Source organism: Acidithiobacillus sp. (genome assembly GCF_027322205.1).
Taxonomy (GTDB): Bacteria; Pseudomonadota; Gammaproteobacteria; order Acidithiobacillales; family Acidithiobacillaceae; genus Acidithiobacillus.
The window spans coordinates 1-7167 of record NZ_DAHVHY010000088.1 but is presented as its reverse complement, the minus strand read 5'-3'; the positions used below and the strand labels follow the sequence as shown (position 1 = coordinate 7167).

Here is a 7167-nt window from a genome sequence, read left to right as displayed (position 1 = left end):
CGATATCCGGATTGTCTTTGAGGAGGGTCGCCGCCTTGAAGGAAGTGAGCGTTTTGCCGCTACCCGTGGTGTGCCAGATGTAGCCATTGCCACGGCGCTGGTGAATACAATCCACGATGGCCTTGGCGGCATAGATCTGGTAAGGGCGCATCATCAGGAGCTTCTGTTCGCTGGCGACCAATACCATATAGCGGCTGATCATCTCTCCCAGGGTGCATTTGGCCAGGAAGGCATCGGCAAAATCATCCAGATGGGTGATCTTGCTGTTGTCTTCCCGGGCGAATTGGTAGAGGGGCAGAAACCGCTCATCGGCATTGAACGCGAAGTGGCGGCTGTTGTTATTGGCAAAGTACCAAGTATCGCTGCGGTTGCTGACGAGGAAGATTTGCAGGAAACAGAGCAGGGTCTTGGCGTAGCCGTTGCCTGGATCGTTCTTATACTCGACGATCTGCTGGATGGCCCGACGCGGGCTGATGGCCAGAGTCTTGAGTTCGATCTGGACCACGGGCACGCCATTGAGCAGGAGAATCACGTCGTAACGGTGGTGGCTGTAGTCGGTATTGATTCGCAGATGGTTGATGACTTCAAAAGTGTTCTTGCACCAGTCCTTGATGTTGACCAGCGTGTAGTAGAGCGGTGTCCCATCATCGCGCTCGAAGCTGTTGCGTTCCCTGAGCATCCGGGAGGCGGCATACACGTCCGGGGTCACGATGGAATCCAGCAGGCGATGGAACTCCGCATCCGTCAGCTGGACCTGGTTCAGGGCCTCGAAATGCCGGCGGAAGTTATGCTCCAGGGCAGCGCGATCACGAATATCCTGGCGGTAGGTGTACTTGAGATCGCCCAGCTTCTGGATCAGCGCGGATTCGATGTCTTGTTCAGTCATGGGAGATGGAAAAGGTGGGGCAAGGAAAGAACAGGCGGAGAATCGGCATTCGTACAGCAGCCTGGGGATATCTGGCAAAGACTCTCAGCGATTCATACATTCAGGCTGTCCTTCAGCGGGAAACCGCTTCCATCAATCCATCTTCGGATTCTAGCAGGCGACGGGGTATCGGGGTACCTGCCCCAGCGGCTGGCCCATGCATCGCCAGATGCGTCTACCTAGCAGACGATTTTGCACCAAGACGCCACCGAAGAGTAAGCCAATGCCAAGACCGCGCCCTGCCCTTCTGCATCCTGTGGGGCATCGTCTACCGGGTAGACGCTCGGCGGCAACGCAACACGGCAAAATCGTCATGTATTGCATGGCGTTTGCTTGTAAAGCATACAGTTAGACATGAAAAACGCGTAGAACAAAAAATCAGGAGTGGGTGCAACAACGGCGTGTCGGCAACAAAAATGGGGGAAGGCAAGAAGCGCCAACCCCCAATTTTGCAGACTAAATCGAATGTAATCACGCGGAAGATTCTCTCAAGTCCTAGCGAAGGACAGTCTGAAACCTTGATTCCACGGATAGGTCCAAGGGCATTCGACCAGGAGAAGGTCAGTTACCATTACCTACCTGCCGGTGTTTTCTCCCCACTACCGGCTTGGGACTCTGGGTGTGATAGTCATTGCGGCTCTTCGTCTCCATGTCATGCCACCATAGGTACAGACTAACATCAGGCCACGGCCATAAGCGGAAATTGAAAAATATCGTTGCAGTGTCTTGGCGAAAGAAGGCAAGCAATAAACCCCAATGTCCATGCGACGAGCCACACGGAAGTCAACACGGAAGTAAGCACGGATAGAAGCTGCGCCACAGTGAGACGCTGCTTCCGTTGCAAGACTCTGAGACAGCCTACCCGAACAAGGGACGTCCTTTACCGGCCCTGTGCCCACGACAGGCGTCCATGCAGTTTGCAGGTATCCCTTGAACGCGGCCCCTTTGCACCAGAGCCATGATTTTGACTTGGAACCCGTCGTCCAGGCTAATCAGTTTGACGCCCTTTCCTTTCGGGAGGGTCTTGATCTCACGCACGGGAAATATGAGCCCACGCCCGTCGCTGGACAGGCACGCGACTTCGGCTTGCAGGTCTGACGCTTGGATCAACGGCAAGGGCCTTTCCTTGCCCTCTAGCGCAATGAAAGCCATCCCTGCCCCCCCGGTTAGCTCTCCAAAGTCGCCAGGAAGCCGTATCCGCTGTTGCTTGCTGCAAGCCTGTTAATCAGCGTTATCCGTTAGTCCCCTGTCAGCATCAGGATTTTACCGCACTATGTCGTGAAAATTGGCCCCCTAACTCGCTGAAGGAGAGTAAGGATTGCCAGAATATTGATCTGGTCTTGGGTGAACAATCTTGACGCTGTTACCTGCTGAAAACTGACCAATCACACACAAGCGCTGATTGGCAGGCTGGCAGACCCGCTCACAAGAGACACAGAAATTGTTGCCGTCGATCAGGGCGATGGTCATGACGTGCGTTGGTTTCCCGGATTTGCGTCAGGCATATAAGCCGGCGCCACATTTTCCCGCTTGTTCAGGGCGCTCACGTCCTCACCAAGCCGGGAATCCAAGGGCAGCATCGGCCGATCCTGCCAGAACAGCACCATCCCCACGCTCACCACATCCCGCAAAAGCCCGTCTCTTGCGACAATCGCTATCGGCGCTTTTGTCAGCGCCCGCCATCCCACAGAAGCCTCTGTCGATCCGTGAGGCCCCACCCAGGAATGCATCTGCAAGACCTTGCCGGTGCGATCCATAACTGCAATATCCGCAGCGCCGCGCGGCACGAAAGCCAAAACAACCGCAGGTTCCAACCAAAGAATTCCAACATCCGATTCTGCCGACCGGTGTAGGGCGGCTATGGCCAGACCAGCCTCTACCGGATTCTCCGGCTTGCCCGCATCCGGAAGGACGATCCGGCCATCGCGATAGCGAATCATTCCAGCAATCATAAGGCTGAATCCTCCTTGTCGGGAAGTTCGAGTTGCCGATTCACAATTATAGCGATGACTCTGACGCGGTCTACAGGGCGTGGATCACAAAGGTGGCCACACCCCAGATTTCGAGTTCCTGCCCCTCTTGGAGTTCGATACGTGGGTAGTCGTCATTCTCGGGCAGGAGCGCCAGATGACTGACAGCGTAACCCTCTCTGGAAAGCCTTTTGACGGTGAACTCCCCGTCCAGAATGGCGACGACGATTTTCCCATGTACGGGCTTGAGGCTGCGGTCGACCACCAAGATATCGTTGTCATGAATGCCGGCACCGGTCATGGAGTGTCCGCTGACGCGCAGAAAGAAAGAAGGTCGCTTCCGGGTGGTGAACGCAGTGCTGGTTGAGATCCAGTCGGCGCTCCACATAATCATCGGCCGGCGACGGAAACCCCGCAGCGATCTTGCTGATGAAGACGGGGCGGTAACTCGGGCTGGCTTCGGAGCCGGGCGGGATGACGGTAAGGCCTGCGCGCGCCAGTTTTGCGATGGTCTCTGGGTTCAGTGGCACTTTTTTGTCTCCCTGGCCGAATGCTGCAGACATAGGTTCCCATGATCCGGGTTACTCAACAAGCGACTATGGGCGGAATGCTGCGGGACATGCTGATAGGCAATCAGGCGACACACATCCACGCCCCGCTTGCTCCTTGCGGAGCACGATGCCCATTACTCACCAGCACCCCTTGTCTGGTAAGACGGTAGGTTAGATAAGACTGAATTTTGGGGTTGGATAAGACATCTGGGTTAAGCACGGCATACACGTCCCCGGCACAGCGTGCGGAAAGACTGATCAACCCGGGATGCCCCTCAGCCTTCAATCGCGCACCCATTGGCTGCGTAAAATGATAACTCTCCGGATCAACCAGCGCCGGGTACCCGTCGACCCGTGGGCGCAGATCCACCAAGGCGGCGTCACAACGGACTCCATATATCAAACGATCTCCAGTAATGCTTTCCCGGTCTCCAGAAATCACCATCTGCTCAAATCCAGCATCCCGTAACAGCCGGGCTTTCCAGTGATATACGGTCTCGTAAACGGACGTTGCCACCGTATCTGCGCCATACCAGATACCAAAAGAACCATCACTGTACCGGCTTGCCGTCCAGTTTTTAAACGGGAATCCGATGGCTGCGAACCACTCAGCTTCCTCGAATGGACGGTCAAGGACAGGCGTCTGGGAGATATAGTTGTGCGGCTTGGCAGATCTTTCGTACTGTTGTGCCACGAGCCAGTCTTCATGGTAGTCCGAAAGATCGTCAAACAGATTTTCAGACACCCGCAAACTGATGATGTTGCGAATCAGCGTCTGGTGTGTGTCCGCCAGCGTCAGACCGTCAAAGAAGGATTCCGCCAATCACCCGCCCCTGGCCCGGTCCAGATAGGCACGCACCATCAACAATCCGGTGAATCCCCACTCGCGGATCACTTCCACGGGGGTTCGATGATCAAACGCGCGGTTACGCGTAGTCATCCATTGATAAGCCAGGTCCCTGTCATGCGGAAAAAGCAATCGCAGATTTTTATGTATGGCGAGTAAATGGCCAGCACGCTCCAGCAGATCCCTGTTTGCGCCCAGGGGTTCGCCTTTGCGGTAGCGACTGAGGGCGGCGCGATTGTCGGCTGCCAAACCCAGCAAGGCAAGCTGATCTTCACTGGCCACCCTCCAAAGGTCGAAAGCCTTCATCAGCATTTTTGCCAGGACGGACCGGTCATGGACTTTGCTTTCTTTGTCTGTCGTGACCGCTGCTTGAGTCATGGTGCGCCTCCTATGCCATGAAACAATTATAACAATTAATGTTATATTTGCAACTGGCTTTCTTTCGCCCGCACCAACCTGGTCAAATGGTGGATTGCAAGGATCTGCGCTGGCCTGCAAGCGGATCATATCCCGATCCACACGCGCTCCGACGCCCGTGTCACCGCCACATAGAACGCGCGGTGGTACTCATCGGGATCGGACTTTCTCATTATGCCGTACAGATCGTTCAGGTCCACTATGGCGTAATGAAACGTGCTGCCCTGGGATTTATGGGCCGTCATGGCATAACCGTGCATGGCCGGGGCGCAGGCGCGGGTCATCGCCCACGCGCGCCGTGAACCGGCCGCTGTCCGCCGCGGGGCATTACGGTATTCGTTCCATGCCTCCTGCTGCATCCGGCGGTGCTCGAACTGGTTATTCGCCACGAAAAACTCCACCACTTCCCGATCGGGCATTTCGGCGGTGATCCACCAACTGGCGATGTCCGCATACGGGTGCGCCATGGGCGCGCAGGCCCGGACGGTCATTTCCGTGTTGTTCTGCACGAGAATGACGTCATCGGATCGCTCGGTTTTTTGCTGATGGTTTTCCTCCAAGGTCGGTGACAACGCGTCTTCCCAGAACCTCGCCCCGCGCATATGCGCTCTGGCTGCCGGCTTGAACCCGTACATCGCCTCTCTGGCCACCAGCGTCTCTCCGGGCCAGAACGGGGCTTCCGGAAAGTTGCTTTCCGCCTTGAACAACGGGGCCAGTTCACGGTGAATGAAGGCGTTGTGGCAGTCCACCACCTGATTGCGCCAGGCCACCACCCGGACATCCTTGCTCGGGAAGCGGGTGCGCAACGTCACGGCGCCAGCCGCTATGCGGTCGACGGGCGAGGTCAGCACATGCCTGCCCATTTCGTCCGCATGCGCGGTAATGAACGCACTGGCCATGGATGGCGTGAACACGCCGGTCGCCGAACCTTCGATGTGCCGCCGGATCTCCTGTGCGAAAACGGCAATGGGATGGGGCTTTCCCATGGATTTCTGCCGGACCATCTCGACCAGGGCATGGTGTTCCTTGACCGTCTCGAATACGGGCGGTGTGCGGTGTTTCTCCGGTGCATCGGCCTGGGCGAACAGGGGACCCACCAGGTCATCCGCCGCTATTTCCGGCTCTACTGGTAGCAACTGCCCGGGGTCCCCCACATAAAGAATGCGCGGACGTCGGCCGGAATGCTGGAATTGCGCGATATGGGATAACAGTTGGGCGCCGACCATGCTGGCCTCGTCGATCACCACCAGATCGTAATCCTCGAAGTAAGTCCCCTTGCCCTGCCGGTCCAGGTCCAGTTGCATCCCGCCGTCGCGATCTTCGCGCAGCCGCAGGCCGAGCAGAGCATGCAGGGTTCCGCTCCATATTTTTCTGGATCCGGATCCGGATTGTGTTGTGTTTGTCGCTTCGGCCAGCTTGGCGGTAATCACTGAAACGGCTTTGTGGGTCGGTGCGCATACTGCCACCCGTTGATGGGTCGCAGCCAGGATAAATTGCACGAGGAGCCAGGTCTTCCCGGTGCCGGCATAACCGGACAACACGCAGGATTGCGGACTCTCCCCTCTTCCCTGGATGAATCGGACCAGCTCCGCGAATGCCGCGCGTTGATCCGCGGTGGACTCTTCGGGCAGATCGGCCGAATAGCGAACAACGCCGTCCTCAACCGGCGCATATGCCCGGCCGGAAATGGTGCCGCCAAGATTGGTCATGCCCAACCATCCTCCATTTGCATTGGGTCACAGTCCGGTGGTTGAGGCGGCGGCTCCCCGCCCCGTTTTGGACTAATGAACCATGGCCTCGAACTCTCCGGGGAAGATGGTCTGCAGGAGCCGGAGTTCAGCCTCCTGGTTTTCCTCAGTGATCTCGAAATCAACGAGGCTTTCGGTTTCCTTCGGGTCGTCCCGTTCTCGCTTGGCTTCCGCGAAGGAAATGATCTGGCATGGTTTGTGGTTTTTATGGGTCTGCATTTTGTGCTCCTTGTGTTTGTCGTCGTGTAAGTGATGTCGATGAGTAAACAGTAGCACGGCTGCACGGGTTAAACGAAAATTTAGCTTTGGAATGGCCTGGTAACTGTTCCCTTGATATATCCCTGCTCGCCCAGGGCAGACACTTCCTCTCAAGGACGCCTCTGAAGACTGCCGCGCTCCGGAAACCGCCTGCCGGATTTTCGCCGCACCGAGCGTCTGCCCTGGGCGCGCGCCATGCTTGATCACCTTGACGACCCAGCCGTGCTGCATTGGGACTACGCGGAAGGCGACGGCGGCATCCACACCTATGTGTGGCTGCAAGCCTTGGACTACCTGATCGTGATGAAAAAGTACCGCGACAGCAGACGACGGCTGATCACGGCATTCTGGCTGGAGTATGAGAACAAGCGGCGCACCCGAGTTCGACAGTTCATCGGCAAAAATCGTCAATTTCGTAATGCCGCCCCAGCATTCATAGGGGTTTCAGCGC

Annotated in this window: 9 protein-coding genes and 1 pseudogene; 2 read left to right on the top strand and 8 right to left on the bottom strand. The window is 56.8% G+C overall.

The window, feature by feature from the left end; translation table 11 throughout:
- From M7F93_RS10630 to M7F93_RS10595, 8 genes are all read right to left on the bottom strand, one after another.
- Positions 1 to 886, bottom strand: an 886-nt coding sequence (locus M7F93_RS10630; RefSeq protein ID WP_298173147.1) for a type I restriction endonuclease, incomplete at its 3' end; no start/stop codon positions are given.
- An 897-nt stretch (positions 887 to 1783) separates the two neighbouring features.
- Positions 1784 to 2077, bottom strand: coding sequence for a DNA gyrase C-terminal beta-propeller domain-containing protein (locus M7F93_RS11990; protein WP_366144769.1), 294 nt, complete (start codon positions 2075 to 2077; stop codon positions 1784 to 1786).
- A gap of 314 nt (positions 2078 to 2391) precedes the next feature.
- Positions 2392 to 2877, bottom strand: a complete 486-nt coding sequence (locus M7F93_RS10620; RefSeq protein WP_298173141.1) for a hypothetical protein — start codon at positions 2875 to 2877, stop codon at positions 2392 to 2394.
- A 70-nt stretch (positions 2878 to 2947) separates the two neighbouring features.
- Positions 2948 to 3283, bottom strand: a complete 336-nt coding sequence (locus M7F93_RS10615; RefSeq protein WP_298173138.1) for a LexA family protein — start codon at positions 3281 to 3283, stop codon at positions 2948 to 2950.
- A complete protein-coding gene (locus tag M7F93_RS10610) occupies positions 3174 to 3425 on the bottom strand; it encodes a LexA family protein (RefSeq protein WP_298173150.1) in 252 nt (83 codons plus the stop codon). Before M7F93_RS10610 ends, M7F93_RS10615 begins: the two co-directional genes overlap by 110 nt.
- Positions 3426 to 3528: 103 nt before the next feature.
- The gene (locus M7F93_RS10605) at positions 3529 to 4269 is read right to left on the bottom strand and encodes an RES family NAD+ phosphorylase (protein ID WP_298173135.1); all 741 of its coding nucleotides are present in this window, start codon (positions 4267 to 4269) and stop codon (positions 3529 to 3531) included.
- Positions 4270 to 4671, bottom strand: coding sequence for an MbcA/ParS/Xre antitoxin family protein (locus M7F93_RS10600; RefSeq protein WP_298173132.1), 402 nt, complete (start codon positions 4669 to 4671; stop codon positions 4270 to 4272). It abuts the gene before it with no gap.
- A 125-nt stretch (positions 4672 to 4796) separates the two neighbouring features.
- Positions 4797 to 6419, bottom strand: coding sequence for an ATP-dependent DNA helicase (locus tag M7F93_RS10595; protein ID WP_298173129.1), 1623 nt, complete (start codon positions 6417 to 6419; stop codon positions 4797 to 4799).
- A 75-nt stretch (positions 6420 to 6494) separates the two neighbouring features.
- On the opposite strand from M7F93_RS10595, the gene M7F93_RS10590 reads away from it, so the two are divergent.
- Together M7F93_RS10590 and M7F93_RS10585 are read left to right on the top strand one after the other, a co-directional pair.
- Positions 6495 to 6707: a hypothetical protein gene (locus M7F93_RS10590; protein WP_298173126.1), complete on the top strand. Its 213-nt coding sequence runs from the start codon at positions 6495 to 6497 to the stop codon at positions 6705 to 6707.
- 204 nt (positions 6708 to 6911) lie between these two features.
- Positions 6912 to 7167 (top strand): annotated as a pseudogene (locus M7F93_RS10585) (hypothetical protein); the annotation flags it as partial.

Excerpts from the sequence above, each read along its gene's own strand:
- M7F93_RS10600 (WP_298173132.1), bottom strand. The coding sequence starts at position 4,671 with ATGACTCAAGCAGCGGTCACGACAGACAAAGAAAGCAAAGTCCATGAC.
- M7F93_RS11990 (WP_366144769.1), bottom strand. The coding sequence starts at position 2,077 with ATGGCTTTCATTGCGCTAGAGGGCAAGGAAAGGCCCTTGCCGTTGATC.
- M7F93_RS10620 (WP_298173141.1), bottom strand. The coding sequence starts at position 2,877 with ATGATTGCTGGAATGATTCGCTATCGCGATGGCCGGATCGTCCTTCCG.
- M7F93_RS10615 (WP_298173138.1), bottom strand. The coding sequence starts at position 3,283 with ATGTGGAGCGCCGACTGGATCTCAACCAGCACTGCGTTCACCACCCGG.
- M7F93_RS10590 (WP_298173126.1), top strand. The coding sequence starts at position 6,495 with ATGAACCATGGCCTCGAACTCTCCGGGGAAGATGGTCTGCAGGAGCCG.
- M7F93_RS10595 (WP_298173129.1), bottom strand. The coding sequence starts at position 6,419 with ATGACCAATCTTGGCGGCACCATTTCCGGCCGGGCATATGCGCCGGTT.